The sequence below is a fragment of the Microcoleus sp. Pol7_A1 genome (genome assembly GCF_036701085.1).
Taxonomy (GTDB): Bacteria; Cyanobacteriota; Cyanobacteriia; order Cyanobacteriales; family Microcoleaceae; genus Microcoleus; species Microcoleus asticus.
Genome location: NZ_JAUBQD010000054.1, coordinates 23,187 through 45,958, shown reverse-complemented (window position 1 = coordinate 45,958; position 22,772 = coordinate 23,187). Strand labels below are relative to the sequence as shown.

Here is a 22,772-nt window from a genome sequence, read left to right as displayed (position 1 = left end):
CAAGCCCCCGGATTCATTCGTGGAGGGAGAAAAAAGCTCCGAATTCCGATCGCAAGCCGCCGGATTTATCAGTGGGGTCGCTTTCTTAAATCTAAAATCTAAAATCTAAAATCTAAAATCGTGTGATTCTCTAATAAGCGCACCGCGCAATAGTTTTAATATTTTTCAATATACAAATTAAATATTTGGTTCAGTTCACCATTTCGGCGATCGGCTCAACAAGGCTGTAGCTGCCTCGCTGTCGAGAGGTTTAGAGAAAAAGAACCCCTGACCGTACTCGCAGCCGATCGCCCGCATTTGAGCCAACTGGACGGCGGTTTCGACACCTTCTGCCACTACTTTCATCCCCAAACTGCTGGCCAGCATGACGATCGCCCGCACGATTTCCAAATTTTCGCCCTTTTCCCCGATGCGGCTGACAAAAGAGCGATCGACCTTCAAAATATTAATCGGGAACCTGTGCAAATAACTCAGAGACGAATAACCAGTCCCGAAATCATCAATGCACAGCTCAATCCCCAACTCTCTCAACTGCGAAAGCATCCCCGCCGCCACTTCCCCATCTTCCATCAGCACACTCTCAGTAATCTCCAACTTCAAACAGCGAGCATCCACACCCGTTTCCAGCAAAACTTGCTTAATTTGCTCGATCGAGTCCGGTTCCGAAAACTGCCTCCCGGAAAGATTTACTGCTACTGTCAATCCCGAATTTCCCACAGGTAAATTCAAACTCTGCCACTTGATAATTTGGCGGCAGCTTTCGTTCAAAACCCACAAACCCAAAGGCGTAATTAGCCCTGTTTCCTCCGCCATCGCAATAAATTCCATCGGGGAAACTAAACCTCGTTCCGGGTGCAGCCAGCGCACCAACGCCTCAAATCCGATAACTGAGCCACTTTTCAAAGAAACGATCGGCTGGTAATAAACAGTAAAAGGACATTCCAATTTAAAAGGAACAAATTGCGATTTCGGACGCTCCAACTTCCGCTCGATTTCGCTCGTAGGCGAGTTTTCCTGCGCCGCTCCACATCCTAAATTCACTATTGAATGTTTCAAATTCAGCTCTTCAACCGATTCCCGCAAATCGTGTTCCAAGTTCATCAAAGCCACAGCCCGAGTGTGCATCGAACTGGTAAACACTTCGTAGCGAGCTTTACCGAGAGCTTTGGCGCGGTACATCGCAATATCAGCATCGCGCAAAATATCTCCTGCCCACTGATATTTGTCGGTATTCAAAGCAATGCCGATGCTAGCAGTAATTAAAACTTTATTCCCTTCCAAATAAAGCGGTCGTTCGATCGCTTGGAGAATTTCCTTTGCTTGGGCGATCGCCTCATCAACACCCTGAATTTCCTCCAGCAAAATCACAAACTCATCTCCCCCCACACGCGCCGCCGTATCGCCAGGCCGCAAACAAGTCAAGAGACGGCGAGCCACAGCCACCAACAGCCGATCGCCCGTGCGGTGTCCCTGGCTGTCATTAATCACCTTAAACCTGTCCAAATCCAGAAACAGCACCGCAAACCGATCGCTTGGATGCCGTTGCGCACGCGCAAAAGCTTGCCCCAACCTGTCAGTCAACAAACCCCGGTTCGGCAACCCCGTCAGCGCATCGTGCAAAGCATCGTGCAACAATTGCTCTTCAGCCAGCTTGCGCTCAGTCACGTCGTGACAGTTGACCACAATTCCCCGCACCGAAGGTTCGTCGAGCAAATTCGTCGCCACCGCTTCCAACACGCACCAGGAACCGTCCTTGTGCTGCACTCGGTATTCGGCCATGCCCAGGCTAACTTTCGGCTTTTGCATGACACCTTTGAACACTTGATCCACTATCAGCAATTCGTCAGGGTGAATCAAGTCAAATACAGATCTGCCGAGCACTTCCGCCGTCGGGTAGCCCAAAATCCGCTCTAGGGAAGGAGAGACATAGCGACAAAAGCCTTTCTCGTCGAGAATCACAATAATGTCTCTAGCATTTTCAATCAACGATCGAAAGCGCTTCTCGCTTTGCCGCAGCTCTTGTTCCGTGCGCTTGCGATCGGTAATATCGGTATTCATGTAAATCCGACCGACTATTTTCCCTGTGCGGTCTTTAATAGCATCGGCCCGCAGCAGCACTTGCAACATTTCGCCGCTTCTGGTGCGGTTGGTAATTTCACCAGACCAAGAATAACCGTGGGCGATCGTGTCTAGTACCTCGCTGGCGACTGCGGGGTCAGCAAAAACTGCCGGTATACCTCCGGCTAGCTTAAATTCCTCTGCGGTGTCCCATTCAAATAGCTGAGAAAATGCTTGATTTTGATAGATGTGAGTGCCGTTCGCATCGCTGATCCCGATCGCGTCGCTCGAACTTTCCACCGCCTTGCGAGTCAGCACCAGAGCTTCTTCTATCCGCTTGCGCTCGGTAATGTCTATCCCTACCAGACAAGCTGCTTTGCCGCGATCGTACTTTTGAGCAACAATCAAATAGTATCCCGCCGACTCTCCGCCATCAGTTTTCACCTTAACGCTGAGTTCTTTAACCGCTTCCGTAGCGTCGCCAGCAAAAAACTCCACCACAAAAGAGTTAAAATCCGAGCTAGCGCCCAGAAAACCGATATCTTGACCGACAAATGCCGACGGCGGCAAACCGTGCAGTTTGGCTAAGTGCTGGTTAACCCCCAAATAGTGCAAATCCGAGCTAATCCAAGATACTGTTCCCGGAACTGCTTCCAAAATCGTTTGCAGTTGGTCGTTAGCTTGCTGCAATGCTTCGTGCACTTCACAGATGCGTTCCGACAAGTCCGACTGAATCCCTACGAAGTGAGTCAAATTAGCGCTGTCGTCTCGCACGGGAGATAGCGACAATTTGCTCCAAAAAGGACTGCCGTCTTTGCGGTAATTTTTGATTGTTGTCTTGATTTCTAGACCTTGGCGCAAGGCGTCGCGGATCTTAGCTACAGTAGTTCGATCGGTATCCGGACCTTGTAAAAATCGGCAATTGCGCCCCAAGATTTCACTGGCGCAGTAACCTGTCATCCGTTCAAAGGCCGGATTGCAATAAATTATGGGGCAATCGGGTGCATTGGCGTCAGCAATGACAATGCCGCTGCTAGTAGCTGCCAATGCTCGATCGCGCAGCCACAGTGCTTTTGATGCAGTATGGCGATCGCCGGCACTCCCCACTTCACCTAAATTAGAAATTGACTGGTTCTCGCGATCTCCCATCAGCCGAAGTTTCAAGCAAACCTTTACAATTTCCGAGTTGTTTCTTACTTTAGCGTTTTTCATGGTTCGCGCCACGTAAATTCTATCTTGGTACTTAAGTAAGCGGGATTTAACCTTAGTTGTTAGTTGTATTTTATACGCTTGCTGTTGGGCATTTAAAAAAGCACATCTTCACTTCTGCAGTGAAAACCCTCTATTCCTCTCTACCTCGGACTCTCTCCCCCTGTCCCCTTCTCCCCGCGCTCCGTTAATCGAGATGCGCAGCAGCTTATTTAGCAGGAATTGCAGCTTGAGAGCTCGGCGGCGCAATATTAATTAAGGGCAAAGTTCCACCTCCTCCCATTACTGTCGGAAACTGACCGTTCCATTTTTCAATCGCTTGCTGCTGCAAAATTTCAGGAGTTAAAGTTTGCCGCTGCAAGCGCTGAGATTCGGCTTGACCTTTAGCGCGATTAATTTGGGCTTGAGCGTCTTGGGTTGCTTTTTTAACTGTAAATTCTGCCTGTTTAGCTTCTTGTTCTGCGATCTGCTTGGCTTCAATGGCTTTGCTAAATTCTGGAGAAAAGCCAAAATTTATTAACGAAACATCTCTGACAATGACGCCGTAAGGTTCTAAACGCTTTTTGAGGCTGTTGTCGATTTCTGTTTTGAGTTCCGTGCGCTTAGTAATAATTTCTTCTGCGGTTTTCTTAGAAGTTGCTGCTTTGAGAACTTCCGAAATTGCCGGACTCAGAATGCTGGTAACAATTTGTTCTTCGTCTCCTATTTGTTGGAAAATTTGATTGACTTTGGTCGGATCGACATTCCAGTTGACTGCCAAATGTGTAGTAATACTTTGCAAATCTTTGGAGGCTGCATCTGCTTTCAAGTCTGTTTTTTGTACCCGCACACTGAGAGTTTTTACAGAGGTGACGATCGGTAAAATCGGGTGGATGCCTTCATCTAAAATAGCGTCTTGAACTTTGCCAAAGCGCATCATGACGCCCCGTTCCCCTGCGCCGACGATGGTAAAAGGTCTTAAAATTAAGGCGGCGATGATGAAGACGATGCCACCGACGATGTAGAGAGCTAGGTTGTACCGAACACTTTGCATGGTTTTCATATGTTAATTTACCTATGTTGTGTTACTTGATGTTAGTTTTATATTCGCTATTATCTAAAATTATAACTTCATATTAAAGGTGCAACAACTCATAAATTCATTTATTTTTTGTCATAAAAGTCATATATTTGTGAGGGTCTGGGAATTTCTTAGCTAGATGAGCGGGGATGAACATTGGCACTTGTAGCTGGGTGAGATTATTGATGAATAAATGTTTCAATCATCTTGACAAAGAGGAATTTTTTAGATAAAGCAGAAGTAAATAGATAGCTCGATCGCTCTCCGACAAGCGATAAAATGGCGATCGCAAAGATAAAGCTTTCTAGAAAGCTAAAAAATCAGCATCAAATAGGTATTTTTTGTGAAGTTTGAGTAGAAAATTTTAGGTGAGCGGCAGTGAAACCTTTGCGGGTTGGTCAAGCCGCGGAAGATAGAATTTCATTCTCCGACGTACAGACTCTATTTGTAGAATAAGCCTCGGCCCGCCTTACTCAAACCTCCAGAGTATAAAGAAAGACTCCTTACGCAAGCTGTGAATTTATAGCGTAAAAGGATAAAAATCTGAGTTTAAAAATGCCAGAAAATAAGTTAAACTTAGATGAGAACGGTTAAATAAAGATGCCTAATGTTGCAGCGACACCCTTGGCCGCAGACAATTGAAGAGGCGATCGCCATTCAAGAACAGCTTCGGTCAGAGGTAATTACCGAAAATAAATTGGAGACAGTTCGGTACGTCGCAGGCGTAGATGTCGGCTACGACATTGCAGAGGACGTATCGCGGGCCGCTGTAACAGTTCTGAGCTTTCCCGACTTGCAGTTGCAGCAGCAAGCTGTGGTTCGCAGTCCTACAACTTTTCCTTATATTCCGGGTTTCCTGTCTTTTCGAGAAGTGCCGGCAGTCCTTGAGGCTTTGGAAAATATCAGTTTGAGGCCAGACTTAATATTGTGCGACGGTCAAGGACTAGCCCATCCCCGCAGGTTCGGTCTTGCCTGCCATTTGGGGGTGTTGACAGGGATTGCGACCATCGGAGTTGCCAAAAATCGATTTATTGGAGAACATTCAGAAGTCGGGCTCGACCGGGGCAGTTGGGAACCCTTGCTGCTGGAGGGAGCAACGGTAGGCGCAGCGCTGAGGACGCAAACAGGGGTAAAACCGATTTATGTTTCCATAGGCCATAAGGTAAACTTGAAAAGCGCGATCGAGTACGTCCTGCGCTGCGCCCCAAAATATCGCTTACCAGAAACAACTCGATCGGCAGACCAACTAACATCGGGATAACTGGCAAGCGCGGAAGGCATCAAAAAAAAAGTAAAAAGGCAAAAAAGCATCCCTCTTGGGACTTTTAATTTTTGAGGTGTCGCCGTTAAGTCAAAAAATCCTCTGAGTCTACCCCCAATCAGCTTTGGCTTCCATCCTTCCAGCGAACTAAAGAATGACTATACCTGAGAAAGAGGTATAAAAGTTGGGGGGTTTCTACAATGATTGAAAGACAGTAACCTGCTTAAACATTGGCGGCTCTAACTATAGTGCCCGGGCGTGAACTATTTTTAGTTCACATTTGTAAATTATGAAATATTCATTCTGCGAGTTAAACCAAAAGCAGAGATTCGTCTGATGAGGTTTCATAATTTACCGTCGGATATCTCACCACTGACTGGGAGCAACCACGACAGTGGGAGGCGAAGGCGCGATCGAGCTAAAAAATCAGAAAAAAAACAAGGAGACAGTCATGGCTGAGAAAAGCAAACGCGGATTCGCTTCTATGGATGCAGAAAAACAGCGCGCAATTGCTAGCAAAGGCGGAAAAGCTGCACACGAGAAAGGAACTGCACACGAATTCACCCCTGAAGAAGCCAGAGAAGCTGGTCAAAAAGGCGGCGAAGCTGTCAGCAGAAATCGCGAACACATGGCTCAAATTGGTCGCGAAGGCGGTCGGAAAAGCCGCAAGAGCGAATAAGTCTCTCCAGGCTGGCGCTGCAACGAAAGATTGCACAGTTGCAGCTTGAGAGATAGCACTAGGACACTGAGCGTTTGAGGAGGTGGGGCGAGCGAATTTCCCGAGATAGTTCGATCGCCATACCTCCAAAATTCGTTATTACCGCACCAAAGCTTCGCAAATCTGTAAACCCCACAGCAATTAGTTTTTAGCAATCGCTGGCAAATCTTTAACAGCAAAATTTTAACAAAGCTGCACTGGGGTGAATAATTTTGTGGGAAAGAAAAGCTGGCAAGCGCTAGTCAGTCTCTCAAAAAAAGCCAATACGAGCACAAAAAGCCCTGACTTCGGGGCTTTTTTGTTTAGCTGCACATAATATTTTCAGAAGTTCGATCGAGTCGGCGTCAATAATTCTAATTAAGTTTTTTGGTGAGGAAGTCAGTGCTCAAAATAAATCAGCTAATATTTTTTTATATTTTTGAGCAAACTATACAATCATGACAAGCCAGCTCACTTTAGCATGGACAGAAGCTGGGGTGCGTCAAACTCTGACAATTCAAAACGGACAGCCGAGCAAAAATCCGGGAACCGTGAGGCTCGGGCGCGATCCGGCGAAGTGCGATATAGTATTTTCCCATCCCAGCGTATCGGGTCTGCAGGTTGAAATATTTTTTAATCAGGAATTGCAGGAGTATGCAGTGCGGAATTTGCGCGAAAGCAATCCGCCCCTGGTTGACGGAAAAATTCTCGCCCGAGGCGAAGCAAAATTGAGTCCCGGAAGCCGCATCCATTTAGGCCAAGTGCAAATCGAGGTGGTGAAGGTGACGGAGGTGGAGGTAGCCGCGCCGCAGACAGTTTTGCTGTCCGGGCCTCCCGCACCGGTTAACTCTGGGCCGACGGGGCCTTCAAAATATGGTTTGCAGTGTCCGAAGTGCACTCGAATTTCGCCTTACGCGCAGTTGAATGCGGGGTGTCCGTGGTGCGGTACTTCTTTGGCGGCTGCGGCGAGTGTGATGATCTCTCCGTGAATGTTTGAAAAAGGGAAAATCGGCCTATCCGCTAAACACTCTCAATTTCAAAAATCTTTGTTGCAGAAAGCTCAAAGCTGAAGGCTGATGTTTAAAAAATAATCATGAATTCTCAACCCTTGCGCCTGCGACTGACTTGGACAGATACAGCTACGGGGGATTGTCGATCCCCGATACTCGACTTACCCATCGCTTTGGGACGAATTTTTGAAGCTATGCCCGCCACACTCAACGGGGAACGAGTTTCTCGAATTGCGCTCAGCAGCAGCCAAGTTTCTCGCTTTCACGCAGTGATTGGCACCGAAGGTAACAGTATCGTACTCACTGACACGGGCAGCCGCAACGGTACTTTTGTTAACGGCGTTCGCCAAACCCGGTGCGTGCTGGCAAACGGGGATATGCTGCAAGTTGGCCCCTACGCGATCGGCATTTCTTTTGCTATTAATTCCCCAGAAACGCCCTCAGTCAATTCTCACATTTTCTTTAACCCGCAGACCAATGGGCCAGACCCACGGGGGCAGCAAATGGTGTTGCAGCTTCCTCAAACACGTAGTACGGGAGAATTTCCGCCGATCGCATTTTTGCACGCTTCTCAAGTGAATATGCGATCGCTCCAATCTATGGGAGTCCCTGTGGCAGAAGTTGATTGGGCTGCCGTTGGCGGCGGTTTGGGCAGCTTTATTTGGGTGGATTTGCTGAGAATTTGCGGGGTGAAAACCGATCGAATAGCGGTTTTGGGCATGGAAGAGCAACCTTACGCCCGCTATCGGCGTCTGTGCCTAAATTCTCAAATTCCGCTGCGGGAACGCCTAAGATCGAATTCTGACTCCTGTCCAGACAACATTTGGGGCTGGCCTCCCTATGCTTTGCGGGAAGCTTGGCAGGAATTACTCAAAGGGCGTTTGGGGATGTCGTTGAAGTTGATGTGGCAGGTGTTTGCCGAACCGACTTTTGCCGAAACTTATACGCCTCGCGCGGGGAATGTGTTTGATTCTATTGACAGGGAAGTCGATCGAATAGGGTGGAATCAGATGTTTCGCTACGGTAGAGTGCGGGGAATTCGCAAAATAGATGACGGCAGGTACGCGATCGCTTATTCTCGATCGAATGCGGATCACCGCGACCACGCTTTTTTAATCGCCAAATACGTACACTTAGCCACCGGCTATCCCGCCATTCAATTTTTGCCGGATTTGCAAGCTTACCGCGAAAAAACCCAGGATTTTGAGTCGGTTGTCAACGCTTACGAAAACCACGACGGCGTTTACGAAAAATTGGAGGCCAGCGGCGGCAGCGTGTTAATTAGAGGCCGGGGAATTGTAGCTTCGCGGGTGGTGCAGCGGATTTACGAAGCGCGACAGCGCAATCGCAACATTCAAGTATTGCATTTGATGCGATCGCCCAAACCCCAGGGCAACAAATTTAACCTCGCTCAGCGCAGCGTCGAAAATCACTACGAATTTCAACCTTTCAACTGGCCGAAAGCTTGCTGGGGCGGGGAACTCCGCGTACTTTTGGAACAAGCCGCGCCTGAATTGCGGCCGCAGTTGCTCACAGACTGGGGCGGCACTACCACAGCCCAGCGCAGCGACTGGCGGCGGATTGTCAAAGAAGGTTTAAGTCAAGGATGGTATCAAATTACCTTCGGGGAAGTCGAGCGAGTCGAGCGCGACAGTCAAAACCGCACGGTGACGTACATTCAGGAGAAGGAACTCAAGGGGCAAATTAAGTTAGAAGCTGATTTTATTATTGATGCTACGGGTTTGGACGCTAAGGTAAAAACCAGTCCCCTGTTAAACGATTTGGTAGCTCAATACAATCTTCCCCTCAACGGTTTGGGGCGGCTGAGTGTTAACAATGATTTTGAAGTGCCCGAATTGCGCAACACTTCTGCTAGCAACACAGAAGGCAGGGTATACGCAGCAGGCGCGATTACTTTGGGGGGGCCTTACGCGCCGGTAGACAGTTTTTTGGGCTTGCAATACGCCGCCTTGCGTTCGGTTGAAAGTCTGGCCGCCAACCGAGTTCCGGGTGTGCGGAAATTGAGCGTTTGGCGATCGTTCGTGCAGTGGTGGAAGTGGATTTTAAATAAATCTCCCGACTAACTTGAATGACGAAGTTCGGCAACAAGCAATTTATAAGATTTAATTGATTTAACAGAGCTTCGCGTTCTATCTAAAATCTAAAATCTAAATCCAAAATCGCACAACCTTTCCATTCAATCTAAAATCTAAAATCCAAAATCTAAAATCGCATGACTCCCACCTTATTCGGCCGCTGGCAAACTCGGTTATTGCTATTTGCAACCGTAGGCGTTTTAGTAACCCTGCCCTTTTTTATGGGTTTAATTACCTCCCAATCAGGCTCAATATTTTTCTGGATTTTAGGGTATGTAGCGATTTTTGGCATCGGCTGGGATGCTTTATATATTTCGATCCAGCAGTTTCGCTGGGATCGAGATTGGCCCGGTGTATTTCAATTGCTCGCTGGGATTTGGGAGGCACTTTTTGTGTTATTTTTAATCAAAATTATAGGTTTGCCCGGGATACCTGCACAAGATTTTGACTTGGGAGCTTTTGCATTGCATTATAGTTTAGTGTGGCTGGCTATTTATCTGGCGTCGCAAACACTGATGCGGATTTTCTTTCCTTACTGGCGTTTCCGAGGCGGTCAATGGTTGTAATAATACCTGTAGCGGCGGGTTTTACTCGCAATAATCGCCTCAAACCCATAATCTAATAAACCCGCTCCGGCTATTCTACCAATTCCCAATTCTCAATTCCCTACAGAATTTACAGTCAGGTGTAGCGATCCCTGGGCACCCAACATAATTTATAGTAAGCTCAACTCAAAATTGCTGGCATCCTTCAATGCACCGTCCTCCTTGTATTTTCTCATTTTTTTCAGGTTCAGGGTTGCTCGATCTGGGTTTTGAGTCGATCGGCTTTAATGTAGCGTATGTCAATGAAATTTTCCCACCTTTCATGCAAGCATACCGCTATTCTCGGCAGTGCCTGAATTTGCCGCTACCAGAATACGGATATTGCGAAGGAGAGGAAGCAGATGTAACTCGACTTGTAGGGGAAGAACCAGCTTTTCGCCTGCGGGAATTGATGCAGGATGCCCGCAAGTTTCACAACATTGTGGGATTTATCGCGGGACCGCCTTGTCCTGACTTTTCTATTGGTGGCAAAAACCGAGGTCAAGAAGGAGATAAAGGTCAACTTTCAGCTTCATACATTGAATTGATTTGTCAGCAGCAGCCAGATTTCTTTTTATTTGAAAATGTCAAAGGTTTGTGGATAACAAAAAAACATAAAGCTTTTTACGACGCACTCAAAAATCAGTTGTCTGAGTCGGGATACGTTTTTGCAGAACGTTTAATTAATGCGATAGAATACGGTGTCCCGCAAGATAGAGATAGAATTATTTTGATTGGCTTTAGAAAAAACCTGATCAAAAATCTGGGCATTTCTATAAATGAAAAAAGCCAAATGTTATCCGAAAGTTTATTTCCTTGGCAAAGTCAGATTTTCTATCCAAAATCCGAAGTTTTTTCTCATCCTTGGCCTGATATAACTGCCTTTGCAGGTGATGGTTTTTTGCCGTGTCCTGATGGCATTCCCCAAGAGTTAACTGTTGAATTTTGGTTCCAAAGAAATGACGTTCTCAACCATCCCAATGCCAAACACTATTTTCAACCCAAAGCTGGTATTAAGCGGTTTGCTTCCGTTGATGAAGGAGATGATTCAAAAAAATCTTTCAAGCGATTGCATCGGTGGCGTTATTCGCCGACAGCTTGTTACGGCAATAACGAAGTTCACTTGCACCCTTACAAACTTCGCAGGCTTTCTGTTGCAGAAACACTGGCTGTTCAGTCACTGCCAAAAGAGTTTGCACTTCCGGCTAAGATGACTTTGACTAATATGTTTAAAACTGTTGGCAATGGGGTTCCTTATTTGGCTGCACAAGGTATTGCCAAAACAATTTTACAGTTTTTATCTAACTAAAAAAACCGAATAGCCAGATACGCTAATTCGCAAAATTTGTCGCGTCTCTAAAACTCTTTGTAGCGGTTAGGAGGGGATTGCACACCCTACAATTACTAAAATTCCCAATTACCAGACGTATCTTGTTTAACATAGAAGTGTTATAATAAATTGTTAAGGTTGAAAACCTATATTTTTTATTTGCCTGCAATTCGCCATGACCGTTAAACCCCGCCGCTATCACATCACTACTTTCGGATGCCAGATGAATAAAGCCGACTCGGAACGGATGGCCGGCATTCTGGAAAATATGGGCTTTGAGTTCTCGGAAGACCCGAACGAAGCTAGCTTGATTCTCTACAATACTTGCACAATTCGCGACAATGCCGAACAAAGAGTTTATTCTAACCTCGGAAGGCAAGCTCATCGCAAGCGCCAAGAACCGGGTTTAACTTTAATTGTAGCTGGATGTGTGGCGCAGCAGGAAGGTGAAGCGCTGCTGCGGAGAGTGCCGGAATTAGACTTAGTAATGGGGCCGCAACACGCTAACCGACTTGAAGATTTGCTGGAACAAGTTTTTGAGGGCAATCAAGTGGTGGCGACTGAAGCTGTTGAGATTATGGAGGATATTACTAAGCCGCGCCGCGACAGCAAGGTGACGGCTTGGGTGAATGTAATTTACGGCTGCAATGAACGCTGCACTTATTGTGTTGTGCCGAATGTTCGCGGGGTTGAACAGTCGCGAATGCCGGAGGCTATTCGCGCGGAAATGGAGGATTTGGGCCGCCAAGGTTACAAGGAAGTAACTTTATTGGGGCAGAATATTGATGCTTACGGGCGCGATTTGCCGGGAACAAAACCGGACGGCAGCAACCAGCATACTTTGACGGATTTGCTTTATTTTGTGCAGGATGTGCCGGGTGTCGATCGCCTCAGATTTGCTACTAGCCACCCGCGCTATTTTACGGAAAGATTGATTAAGGCTTGTGCGGAATTACCGCAGGTTTGCGAACATTTTCACATTCCTTTTCAGTCGGGAGATAATGATATTTTGAAGGCGATGTCGCGGGGTTATACTCAGGAAAAATACCGTCGGATTATTGATACAATTCGCCGTTATATGCCGGATGCGTCGATTACTGCGGATGCGATTGTCGGTTTTCCTGGGGAGACGGAAGCGCAGTTTGAAAAGACTTTGAAGTTGATCGAAGACGTTGGTTTCGATTTGGTGAATACTGCGGCTTATTCTCCTCGCCCGGGAACGCCGGCGGCTTTGTGGGAAAATCAGTTGAGTGAGGAGGTGAAAGCCGATCGCCTGCAACGGATCAATCATGTGGTGACAACAACGGCGATGGAACGATCGCAGCGCTATTTCGGACGCACTGAAGAGGTTTTGGTGGAAGTCCAAAATCTCAAAGATTCAACTCAAGTGATGGGACGCACTCGCGGCAATCGTCTGACATTTTTTAAGGGCGATATTGCTGAATTGGCGGGTAAAATTGTGCGGGTTAAAATTACAGATATTCGCGCTTTTAGTTTGACAGGAGAAATGCTGAAATAGTTTTGATGTTTGAGTTTTGAGTTTAATTCCCACAAATAATGTTGGCGAACTCAATACTCTAAACTGAAATTGTAGCGTGGTTAAATCGCAACTAGATTTGTGGAAATAAGTAATATCAAATCCGGTAGCATCGGCATTAATATTACCCACAGCTAGGACACGGCAGTGCCGTGTCCCTACAATTAATCCCGGTAGGGACACGGCACTGCCGTGTCCTCTATATAATTCCGGTGCAACCGGAAACAATATAATTGAATATCGGCAGCAAATTATGAATAAACTAATTCGCATTTTGCTGTAAACAACTATTCCGACAACTGAGGATGGCTGGAGTATTAAGCGTTTCTGTTGATTCCCGGAATATCGGGCTGCGCTGAAGGACGATGAAGGAAATAAACTGTTTCAAGTGAAAGCCAGAAACCGGGAATCGAATGCTGAGGGAAATGATTCGATTTTAAGCTGTTTAGGGGAGGCAATTTTTGACTAACGGTGGCTGTTTGCTGTGGATTGTGGCAACGATTTAACTGAAAATGACCGGGCGGGAATTTAGGCTTTTCACAGGCGGGAAGGGGATTTTAACCGCAGAGATCGCACAGGAGACAGAGGAGATAAATAGTCTTAAAGCAGTTCGTCTCTGGGTTAGTTGCGCTAACTGCGTGTATATTTGTCGAAAAGTCCTAGGAGTATTGAAAAATGACAACGATGCGGATCGGGCTATTGTTCGGGGGGCGATCGGGCGAACACGAAGTCTCAATTAGTTCGGCGCGGGCGATCGCCCGCGCCCTCGCTGCTGACGAAAATGCCTCTAAATACGAAGTTTTGCCCTTTTACATCCAAAAAAACGGCCGCTGGCTGTCGGGAACATTACCTCAACAAGTCTTAGCCACCGGAAAACCTGTGGAAATAGAGGAACAACCCGGACAAGACGACTCTGCCGCGTCTGCACAGTTTCCTAATTTTAATGCCGTAGATGTTTGGTTCCCTGTTTTGCACGGGCCAAATGGCGAAGACGGTACGGTGCAAGGGTTGCTGAAATTAATGCAAATTCCTTTTGTCGGTTCCGGGGTTTTAGGTTCGGCCCTGGGAATGGATAAAATTGCCATGAAAATGGCTTTTGCTCACGCTGGTTTGCCGCAGGTAAAATACATCGCTGTCAACCGTTCCGAAATCTGGTCTAATCCTTGCGTTTTCCCCAAGCTGTGCGACAAAATTGAATCAGCTTTGGGCTATCCTTGCTTTGTTAAACCCGCTAATTTGGGTTCGTCTGTGGGAATTGCTAAAGCTCGATCGCGGGCTGAGTTAGAAGCAGCTCTCGATAGCGCCGCCAGCTACGACAGGCGGATAATTGTCGAAGCGGGTGTGGTTGCTAGAGAATTAGAATGTGCAGTTTTGGGTAACGATAATCCCCAAGCTTCAACCGTGGGAGAAATTACTTTTCAAAGCGATTTCTACGACTACGAAACTAAATATACCCTGGGACAAGCCGACTGCTCAATCCCGGCAAAAGTCAGCGGTGCGATCGTCTCGCAAATCCAAGAAATGGCAGTACAAGCATTTTTGGCTGTAGACGCGGCAGGTTTAGCGCGAGTAGACTTTTTCTACATTGAATCAACCGGAGAAGTTTTGATTAATGAAATTAACACTTTTCCCGGCTTTACAGCTACCAGTATGTATCCGCAAATGTGGGCAGCGGACGGCATTTCTTTCCCGGAATTAGTAGACCGTTTAATTCAATTAGCTCTCGAACGGCACGGTGAAAAAGGTTGAATCGCGAGCGGCAAACTGCTTTTGTGTCAAGAGCAAAAAATAAATTATTTTGCAGGTAATATATCCATGCCAGCAGAAACGATATAACATGGTTGTGGCAGGCAGTGCCTGCCCGCAGCCCTATTTCTGGTGCTGGTCGAGCAACTGGCAATTTTTAGCAGGCTAGTATAAATTAAATGCAACATAAAATGTTTAACTGAGAACAGCGAATAGCAGCGTCAATCTCACATCTTGCATCTCAAATTTTAACTCGGTTAACTTAGATGAGACGTTTAACTCAAATTCCGCATTGGTGGACTTACGGACTGTTTTTTCCCCTGGCGGTACTCAACTGCTGGTTAGCCCTCCTAGTCTTTGAATATTTTCGCGCCCTGATTACAGTTTTGATTGTCGCTACAGTCTTCTCTTTTTTGCTAGATTATCCAGTACGCTTTCTGCACAGATACGGCTTGAAGCGCGATCGAGCAGTTTTGTCGGTATTCTTTTTTACTTTACTGCTATTGGTGGTTTTAGGTCTGACTCTAGCTCCCATTTTGCTAAACCAAATCACTGAACTCGCCACCAGACTGCCGACTTGGATAGTTTCTGGCACAGAACAGATGGAAGCGTTTCACAAGTGGGCGGAAAATCGCAATCTCCGCATTGATGTTAGCGGTTTGACTACCCAATTGAGCGATCGACTTTCATCTCAATTGCAGTCTCTCACTGGCGAAATTCTCAAATTTGGCTTGGGTGCGGCAGACAGTCTGCTGAATTCCCTCCTCACAATAGTCCTGACATTTTACTTGCTCTTGCACGGCGATCGCCTTTGGGAAGGTTTGTTTAAATGGTTTCCCTCCAAGCTGAACCTTCAATTGCGAGAGTTGCTGGCGCGAAGCTTCCACAACTACTTCGTCGGGCAAGCAACTTTGGCGGGTTTGATGGGACTGTCGATGACTGTTGCTTTTTTAATTTTGCGAGTTCCTTTCGGACTGCTGTTCGGTTTGGGTGTGGGTGTAATGACCATGATTCCCTTCGGGGCACCTTTCAGTATTTGTATTGTCAGTTTGTTGATCACATTAAACAACTTTTGGCTCGGCGTCACAGTCTTAGCTGTCGCTACAATAATTGAGCAAGTAATTGAAAGCGGAGTTGCTCCTCGGTTATTAGGCAGTTTTATCGGTCTCAATCCCGTGTGGATTTTAGTGTCGCTGCTGGTGGGGGTTAAGGTGGCTGGAGTAGCAGGTTTGTTAGTTGCTGTGCCGATGGCTGGTTTTATTAAGAATACTGTTGATACTTTGGAAATTTCGAGGAACAAGTCAAGGGAAATAGATTCGGTTAGTTCCATTAAATCTATAGAGCAATAAAATTGCCAACTCGGTTCATATTTAAGATTTTAAGGAAGTTTTTGCCGGCTATTTTGGCTGAGGTTGAGTTGCTACTTTAGCTTGAGGCTTTACAGGTTTTTTACTTCCTGCTTTAGGTTTAGGCTTTGCGGGTGCTTTAGCTGCTGTCCTCGATGCAGGCGGGGTCAAAAACCCCGTTTCTACGTGAACGTCGATCGCTCACAACCAAGAGTTTGATTCTTAACCAGGTTTTTGTGATTCCAGGACTGTTGTAGAGTTCGGATATCAATTCAGTCAACATTTCATGCTATTGCGGAATATCCTGGCCTGCAGCCGTAGTCTTGATTATTGAAATCTGAGGCAATTCTCCAATGCTGGCTCAGTTCGATCGCACTCAAAAGCTGGAATCCACACACAATTTGCCTGCACTTGTCGGGTTTCTACCCCAGCTTGTAGGGTAAACCCTACCAGTCAAGCAGATCTCACTAATGCTTGAATTAAAATTAAAGAGCATTTAGTTCTAAGTTAATTACAGTAGGTGCTAAAAATGGAAAACCATAATTATAACTCTCGCTCAAACTCCCACCAAATCAATACTATGTCAACCAAAGATATGCCTGCTTCTCAGCGTTCTCGCCGTTTTTATTTGCCGAAAAAACTTGCTTTTTTATCCCTACTTTTGCTCGGCTCGACCGCAACTGTTGGGTGCAACGCCCTAACTTCTCAAGTTCCTGGAAGTTCTAACGCCATCAAAGCTGAACCGGCAAGTGCAGCGCCAATCTCAGCATTACCTGCAAATATATTGCCCTCTCAAGACTCTAATTTTGTCACTAAAGTTGTGCAGGAAGTCGGCCCGGCAGTGGTGCGGATTAATTCGTCTCGCACGGTGAGGAACCAAGTTCCAGATGAGATCCCCGAACAATTCCGTCGCTTCTTCGGTTCGGAATTACCGATTCAGCCGGGAAATCGGGTAGAAAGGGGTTCTGGTTCTGGTTTTGTCATCGGTTCCGACGGTCGCATTTTGACTAACGCTCACGTTGTTGATGGCGCGGATACGGTAACGGTAAAACTGAAGGATGGCCGCGATTTTGTCGGCAAAGTTTTAGGCGTAGATACAGTTACTGATGTGGCTGTTGTTAAAATAGAAGCTACCAATTTGCCTGTGGTGAGTTTGGGCAAATCTGAAGAATTAGAGCCGGGAGAATGGGCGATCGCGATCGGCAATCCCCTCGGTTTGGACAATACTGTGACTGTGGGCATTATTAGCGCTACAGGCCGTTCTAGCGCCGATGTCGGTGTTCCCGACAAGCGCGTCAGCTTTATTCAAACCGACGCTGCGATCAATCCCGGTAATTCTGGCGGCCCGCTGCTGAACCAGCGCGGTCAAGTTATCGGCATGAATACGGCGATTATTCAAGGCGCTCAAGGATTGGGTTTTGCGATTCCGATCGATCGAGCACAACAAATTGCTGACCAATTAGTAACAACCGGAAAAGCCGAACATCCTTATCTCGGCGTTCGGATGTTGAGCATTACTCCCGAAGTCAAGGCAGAATTCAATAAAAATCCCAACCCCAAATTGAGGCTGACTGAAGATAAAGGCGTGTTAGTTTTGGGAATTGCCAAAGGTTCTCCGGCAGAACAAGCTGGAGTTCGCGTTGCCGATGTGATCAAGAAAATCAACGGTGCAGAAGTCAGCGATGCTGGCAGCGTACAGCAAATTGTCGAGAAAAGTACAGTGGGCAGCGATCTGCAGCTTGAAGTGAGCCGCAGCGGACAACCTGTTACTGTTGCCGTGAAAGCGGGTGCTTTTCCAGCGGCCCAGGAGCGGTAGCATTGTTGATTGAAACTTATATCTTGCACGCACAAGCAAGAGTCCGGCAGGGGTTTAAACCCCTGCCTCAAAGTATCAGTCCTCTTGGATAGGACTGATATTAAGCTACTGTCAATAAATAGGGAGTAATTATTAGTGGGTTTTAACCGGATTGTGCTGTGAGACGGGGGTTTAAACCTCCGGCGGGATGTCGGGGGTACTCGTTATAGTAAGTTACCATAGTTTATATGGGTTATTAAGAGGTAAAACAATGGCTAACATTAATCGGAGGCGTACTGAAAATATTAACGGTAACTTTTATGTAGACAGTACCTGCATTGACTGCGATACTTGTCGGTGGATGGCACCTGAAGTATTTACTCAAGATGGAGAACAGTCTGCTGTATACCACCAGCCAACTAACGAGATGGAAGAAGTGCGATCGCTCGCGGCTCTTTTGTCTTGTCCCACAAGTTCCATCGGCACTGTTGAAAAACCCAAAAACATCAAACAAGTTCAGCAACAGTTGCCCGCACTCGTAGCTGAAAATGTCTATCACTGCGGCTACCACTCAGAGCAATCCTACGGTGCTGCTAGCTATTTAATTGTCCGTCCAGAGGGCAATGTTTTAGTTGATTCTCCCCGTTTTGTGCCGCCGCTAGTCAAAAACATAGAAGCAATGGGGGGCATTCGCTATCTGTACTTGACTCACCGCGACGACGTAGCAGACCATCAAAAATACCGCGATCATTTTGGGTGCGATCGCATTCTCCATACTGACGAAATTAACGCGGGTACTCGCAGTGTAGAAATTCAATTGGGGGGCAGCGAACCGCATCAAATAGCCGATGATTTGTTGATTATACCTGTTCCAGGCCACACGAAAGGTCACACAGTTTTACTTTACAATAACAAGTTTTTGTTCAGCGGCGATCATCTTGCTTGGTCGGAAAGTTTGCAGCAGCTAGTTGGCTTTCACGAAGTCTGTTGGTATTCTTGGCCGGAACAAATCAAATCTATGCAGAATTTGGCTAATTACTCGTTTGAATGGGTGTTGCCGGGACACGGCCGCAGGTATAATGCCGATCGAGAAACAATGAGCAAGCAAATGCGGAAATGTATTGCTTGGATGGTCGATTCTTAATAGTTTAAAACCCCTTCTATCTTCGGCACTAGCCAATCTACTATACACACAAATTCCGAGCCGAGGGCGACTAAGAATAAGAGGGGATATTTAAGCCGGATTGGGTATTAAGCCTTTGGAATGGCAACCAAAGTGATAGAATTAGCGGGATAAGTTGCCTGAAAACTGGCGCTGACACCGAAATCGCTGTGACGGGCGATCGCTCGCAACTTCGTTTGGCTGTAAGTGTAAACTTGAGCTTTGGAGGCTGGGTTAAGTCCTTTCAAGCTCAAGTTTCAGGTCAAATTTTTGTTGGTTTTATTAATGGTTACTAGCGTCAAAACACTGTCGCTAGTGCGATCGCCTGCGTAGATTGACAAAAGTCCTTGCTCTGACGGGTTGACAACAAGAGCCAAAATATCTGATCTTTGAATACTGCTAAAATTGGGAGAATGAGAGATTTTTGCTCTTCATGATAATGGGATAGCTCGCTTCGTTCCCGAAGGGTAGGGAATCGCCCTTGACGTATCTCAATCCTCTAGCGACAAGTCGCGCAAGAAATAAAAGCGATCGCGCCCTAAATGCTCGCCTTTAATTCGCCCTACATAAGTTGTCAAAAGTAAAACAATTTCAATACACGCCAATAATTGCAGCAACAATCCGCTCCTCAAGGGGTTTGACTGTATTAATTTTAAGCGCATCTTTGAGTTTTTCTGTATGAATCGGCTCCTCAATTAAATTTTGATAAAGGTCTTGGAGTCGCAGAGGTTCAGAACGGCGTTCTTGCAGGCGATCTAACCATCTAGGCTGAATTAAATCGAGCCACCACTCGGCTAAAAGACTTAAATCGACGTGCCACTTGCTTAATTCTACTTCCCTGTTTGGGCTATTTTCCTTAGATTGTTCTTCATTGAACATAGAAAGCAACTTCTCAACCAATTCTGCACGCTCCCTGTCTTCGTCTTGAACAGATTTATGCTTGTATTCTTTTAAAACTTCCTCCATCAACTTAAGAGCGCGCTGCTTCTTCTTGGGTAACATCTCTTTTTCTGCTTTATTAAGTTGATATAAGAAATCATCTTGCCATACAGAAGCTGTTTTTCCTAGCGGAAAATCGTTAACTGCTGCATCCAGATTTTCTTTCAGTTTATTACTAATATAATCTAAGTCTGTTCTCGGCTTGACTTCCGAAGGATCTAAATAAACCCAACGGGGCGATCCCCATTCTGTGCCAGCAATGGCAAAGAAAGCCCAAGGCTGGTCTTTAGTTTGAACAATACTCAAAGAAGTCCGTATTTTACTTGCTCGTCGTACTCGATCGTATACTTCGCATGGAACCAGGCTAATATCGTCCTCTACGAGCGATCGCACCGGGTCAAAAACATCGTTTAATGTCCAGATTTCACTTGCTTTTTGCCCTTGATTATTAGCAAGTTCTGCCATCGATGTAATCACTTCATCTGATGATTCTGTGTCTTCCTCCGGTGATAAGTGATCTGGTAGTGATATATTTGACCCCAGCAAATCAGACACCAGATTGTGGCGAGCTACAAATTTGCTCTCCGAAGACCGCAGGGCAAACTCGTTGCTATCTTTTGGCCACCATATTTCAATTGCAGGGTGAGGACTGTCCATGCGAGCGATCCGACCTATCCGCTGTTCTGCCAAGCGAATTACACTGGGCATCGTCAATTGAACAACGGCGGAAGCTTGCTGGAGGTTGACCCCCTCAGACATTGCATCTGAACATAACCCAATGACTCTAGATTCCTCGGAACCAAGTTTAAATGACTCATTAACCCGATCGTAGTCTGTTGTTGTATCTCCAGTTGCGATCAGCGTCTTAACCCCTTCTCTTTCAAGGAAATGTTTAATCTGATGAAGAGTAATCAAACGACTATCGAAAACTATCATCAGTTTGTGATGCTTTAATAGCTTGACCAGATGCGCTGCTTTAGTGTTTTCTCGCGAGTCCGAAATCTTTTCACATAGATTAGCAATATCTGTGTAAACCTCTATTTCTTCCTCACAAGCTTCTTTATGTCTGGCAGGATCGCTCAGCCATTCAGGCAGTTTAATGCCCAGCTTGTTTTTTGCTGTTTCACCTGATATATTCTCCAATGTTTTGATTAAATTACCCGTGTCTTTCTTGATTCTGGTATTAGGATTAATGTCGAAGTGGTTCTGTGCACGATCTGTTCCATAAATATGTTCTATCAGTGCCGCACGAGAAGATCGCAAGCAAGCCATAACCTGATAAGCAGGCAGTACCTTAGCACTTTTCAGGCGTGCTTCAAGATACTTTTCTTCGCTCCAGCCTTGCTTGCGAAGAAATGTTGGGAGTTCTGAAATTTCCTTGAGATATACTAAACCACGCAGTCTGTCAGTGGCTTGACGAATCTGTTGGGCTAAGTTGCGATCGCCATCAGTTTCACCGCAATCATACTCTTTTGATATCTCTTTCGGATAGCGACATAGAGCACCCAACGTATTCTTATAACGTTCGGGTTCGAGATCTATCATACTATTAAACAGACGTTTTGTTCGCCGAACAGTAAATTGCTGAATCGCTCTCCGCAGGTTATTGCTAAGCTCTTTTGGCATCCTTTCATTCTGTTTTTCGTGCTGGCTCCATAGCGATTTAAGAGATTCCACCAATTCATCATCAAAGTTATCAGCTCCTAACAATTCCACGAGGGAAAGCAAATCCTTAACTCCTTTGTTGATCGGAGTAGCTGTAAACAGCAATACATAGTCAGCCATGTTGCTAAAGAGTGCCTGCGTCCGATTAGAACTGTCGTTGAAAAAGTTATGCGCTTCATCGACAGCAAGGACTTGACCGCGACGGATAACATCAATAAGATGGTGGTGCTTCTTAGATTTGGCACTACTCAATGAGCCGTGAGAGTAAGCAAGGAGATGGGCGCCCTCGCAAGTCGTAATCTCTTCCTGCCAAGAGTTTAGGACTTTAGGCGGACAAATTAACACTGAATCACCTTTCCGCACCCGCCCAGTTCCCCAAATGTGATTGATTACATTTTTGATGAGGTGGACGCCCATTCGAGTTTTACCCGAACCCGTTGCATCGGCTACGAGCACGCTGCCAACATTTTCAATGACCCAAATTGCCTGAGCTATTCCCTGTTCTTGAGACGGCCAAAGCAGAGGTTCATCATTCCAATAATTGGTTGGTTTGTATTTTTTTGCCCACTCACCTTCTAGCAATTCTGCACAAGCTCTTGCTAAAGTCACGTCCCATGTTTCCTTGCTGAGAAGCCTTGTTAATAAATCGATTAATTGGTCATTGTAGCATCTTCCTAAATTCCAAATCTTTTCTGCCAACTGACAAGCTTCATCGAATCGTGGTTTCTCTTTTTTTGAATTTTGAAACCTAACATTTGCTTCAATTTGGTAGCTTAAACCTGAAGTGCTGTAATTACTAGAACCAAGGGTAATAGCACTATCTCCGTGAAAAATTTTGGCGTGGATGGGTTTTTCCTTAGCAATCCTGGTTTCTACTATTTCTGTTTTGAGTAACTGGATCGCAGCAATAACTTTCCCACATTTACGGATAGAGATACCTTGCTCCATCCAGTAATCTTCTATTTCCTGAGAAAACTTGTGGGAGGAGGGAAACTCCTGAGCTTTTGTTGGATATGGTTCATTACCGAGCAAGATGCGGATTTGCTCAAAAGCATCTGGATTACTTTGCCAACTACTATAACAATCCGCCAGAAAATCGATAATTTTTTCCAGTGAAGCGTAGCCCGTAATAATTAGTGGGTTTTTTGAGCGGCGCAGATCGTTCTCGATAATCGAGCCTACGCTAGATTTTGCGTAGTTATACGGAAAGCTCTCGCGATCTGGCCAGCCGCTATCGGTTTCGCAATTGGAATGATTCATGTTCCTTGTTAATTAAT

Annotated in this window: 15 protein-coding genes; 11 read left to right on the top strand and 4 right to left on the bottom strand. The window is 46.0% G+C overall.

Annotated features, from left to right (window positions below):
• Window positions 1-195: 195 nt before the first annotated feature.
• On the bottom strand, window positions 196-3,270 hold the full coding sequence (locus tag QUA20_RS24450; protein ID WP_333191872.1) for an EAL domain-containing protein: 3,075 nt from the start codon (window positions 3,268-3,270) through the stop codon (window positions 196-198).
• Between the two features lie 205 nt (window positions 3,271-3,475).
• Window positions 3,476-4,309 carry a prohibitin family protein gene (locus tag QUA20_RS24445; protein WP_333191870.1) on the bottom strand — a complete coding sequence of 278 codons (834 nt, stop codon included), beginning with the start codon at window positions 4,307-4,309 and terminating at the stop codon, window positions 3,476-3,478.
• A gap of 625 nt (window positions 4,310-4,934) precedes the next feature.
• Between QUA20_RS24445 and nfi the strand changes: the two genes are divergently transcribed.
• From nfi to QUA20_RS24390, 11 genes are all read left to right on the top strand, one after another.
• Window positions 4,935-5,588 carry a deoxyribonuclease V gene (gene nfi, locus QUA20_RS24440; RefSeq protein WP_333191868.1) on the top strand — a complete coding sequence of 218 codons (654 nt, stop codon included), beginning with the start codon at window positions 4,935-4,937 and terminating at the stop codon, window positions 5,586-5,588.
• A 451-nt stretch (window positions 5,589-6,039) separates the two neighbouring features.
• On the top strand, window positions 6,040-6,267 hold the full coding sequence (locus QUA20_RS24435) for a KGG domain-containing protein (RefSeq protein ID WP_015175252.1): 228 nt from the start codon (window positions 6,040-6,042) through the stop codon (window positions 6,265-6,267).
• Between the two features lie 476 nt (window positions 6,268-6,743).
• A complete protein-coding gene (locus QUA20_RS24430; protein ID WP_333191865.1) occupies window positions 6,744-7,274 on the top strand; it encodes an FHA domain-containing protein in 531 nt (176 codons plus the stop codon).
• 104 nt (window positions 7,275-7,378) lie between these two features.
• A complete protein-coding gene (locus tag QUA20_RS24425) occupies window positions 7,379-9,379 on the top strand; it encodes an FHA domain-containing protein (RefSeq protein ID WP_333191863.1) in 2,001 nt (666 codons plus the stop codon).
• A 149-nt stretch (window positions 9,380-9,528) separates the two neighbouring features.
• The gene (locus QUA20_RS24420; protein WP_333191862.1) at window positions 9,529-9,957 is read left to right on the top strand and encodes a hypothetical protein; all 429 of its coding nucleotides are present in this window, start codon (window positions 9,529-9,531) and stop codon (window positions 9,955-9,957) included.
• Between the two features lie 187 nt (window positions 9,958-10,144).
• On the top strand, window positions 10,145-11,284 hold the full coding sequence (locus QUA20_RS24415) for a DNA cytosine methyltransferase (RefSeq protein ID WP_333191860.1): 1,140 nt from the start codon (window positions 10,145-10,147) through the stop codon (window positions 11,282-11,284).
• Window positions 11,285-11,480: 196 nt separating this feature from the next.
• Window positions 11,481-12,824, top strand: a complete 1,344-nt coding sequence (gene miaB / locus QUA20_RS24410; RefSeq protein WP_333191858.1) for a tRNA (N6-isopentenyl adenosine(37)-C2)-methylthiotransferase MiaB — start codon at window positions 11,481-11,483, stop codon at window positions 12,822-12,824.
• Window positions 12,825-13,517: 693 nt separating this feature from the next.
• Window positions 13,518-14,591 (top strand): D-alanine--D-alanine ligase family protein, encoded by a 1,074-nt coding sequence (locus QUA20_RS24405; RefSeq protein WP_333191856.1) that lies wholly within the window; start codon window positions 13,518-13,520, stop codon window positions 14,589-14,591.
• Between the two features lie 263 nt (window positions 14,592-14,854).
• Window positions 14,855-15,937 (top strand): AI-2E family transporter, encoded by a 1,083-nt coding sequence (locus tag QUA20_RS24400; RefSeq protein WP_333191855.1) that lies wholly within the window; start codon window positions 14,855-14,857, stop codon window positions 15,935-15,937.
• 577 nt (window positions 15,938-16,514) lie between these two features.
• Window positions 16,515-17,750, top strand: coding sequence for an HhoA/HhoB/HtrA family serine endopeptidase (locus QUA20_RS24395; protein ID WP_333191854.1), 1,236 nt, complete (start codon window positions 16,515-16,517; stop codon window positions 17,748-17,750).
• 250 nt (window positions 17,751-18,000) lie between these two features.
• Window positions 18,001-18,873 carry an MBL fold metallo-hydrolase gene (locus QUA20_RS24390; RefSeq protein ID WP_333191853.1) on the top strand — a complete coding sequence of 291 codons (873 nt, stop codon included), beginning with the start codon at window positions 18,001-18,003 and terminating at the stop codon, window positions 18,871-18,873.
• Between the two features lie 107 nt (window positions 18,874-18,980).
• Here QUA20_RS24390 and QUA20_RS24385 read toward each other — a convergent pair whose 3' ends face one another.
• Window positions 18,981-19,145 carry a hypothetical protein gene (locus tag QUA20_RS24385; protein WP_333191852.1) on the bottom strand — a complete coding sequence of 55 codons (165 nt, stop codon included), beginning with the start codon at window positions 19,143-19,145 and terminating at the stop codon, window positions 18,981-18,983.
• A gap of 337 nt (window positions 19,146-19,482) precedes the next feature.
• Entirely contained in the window at window positions 19,483-22,755 is a 3,273-nt protein-coding gene (locus QUA20_RS24380) for an SNF2-related protein (protein ID WP_333191850.1), read from the bottom strand.
• Window positions 22,756-22,772 lie beyond the last annotated feature (17 nt).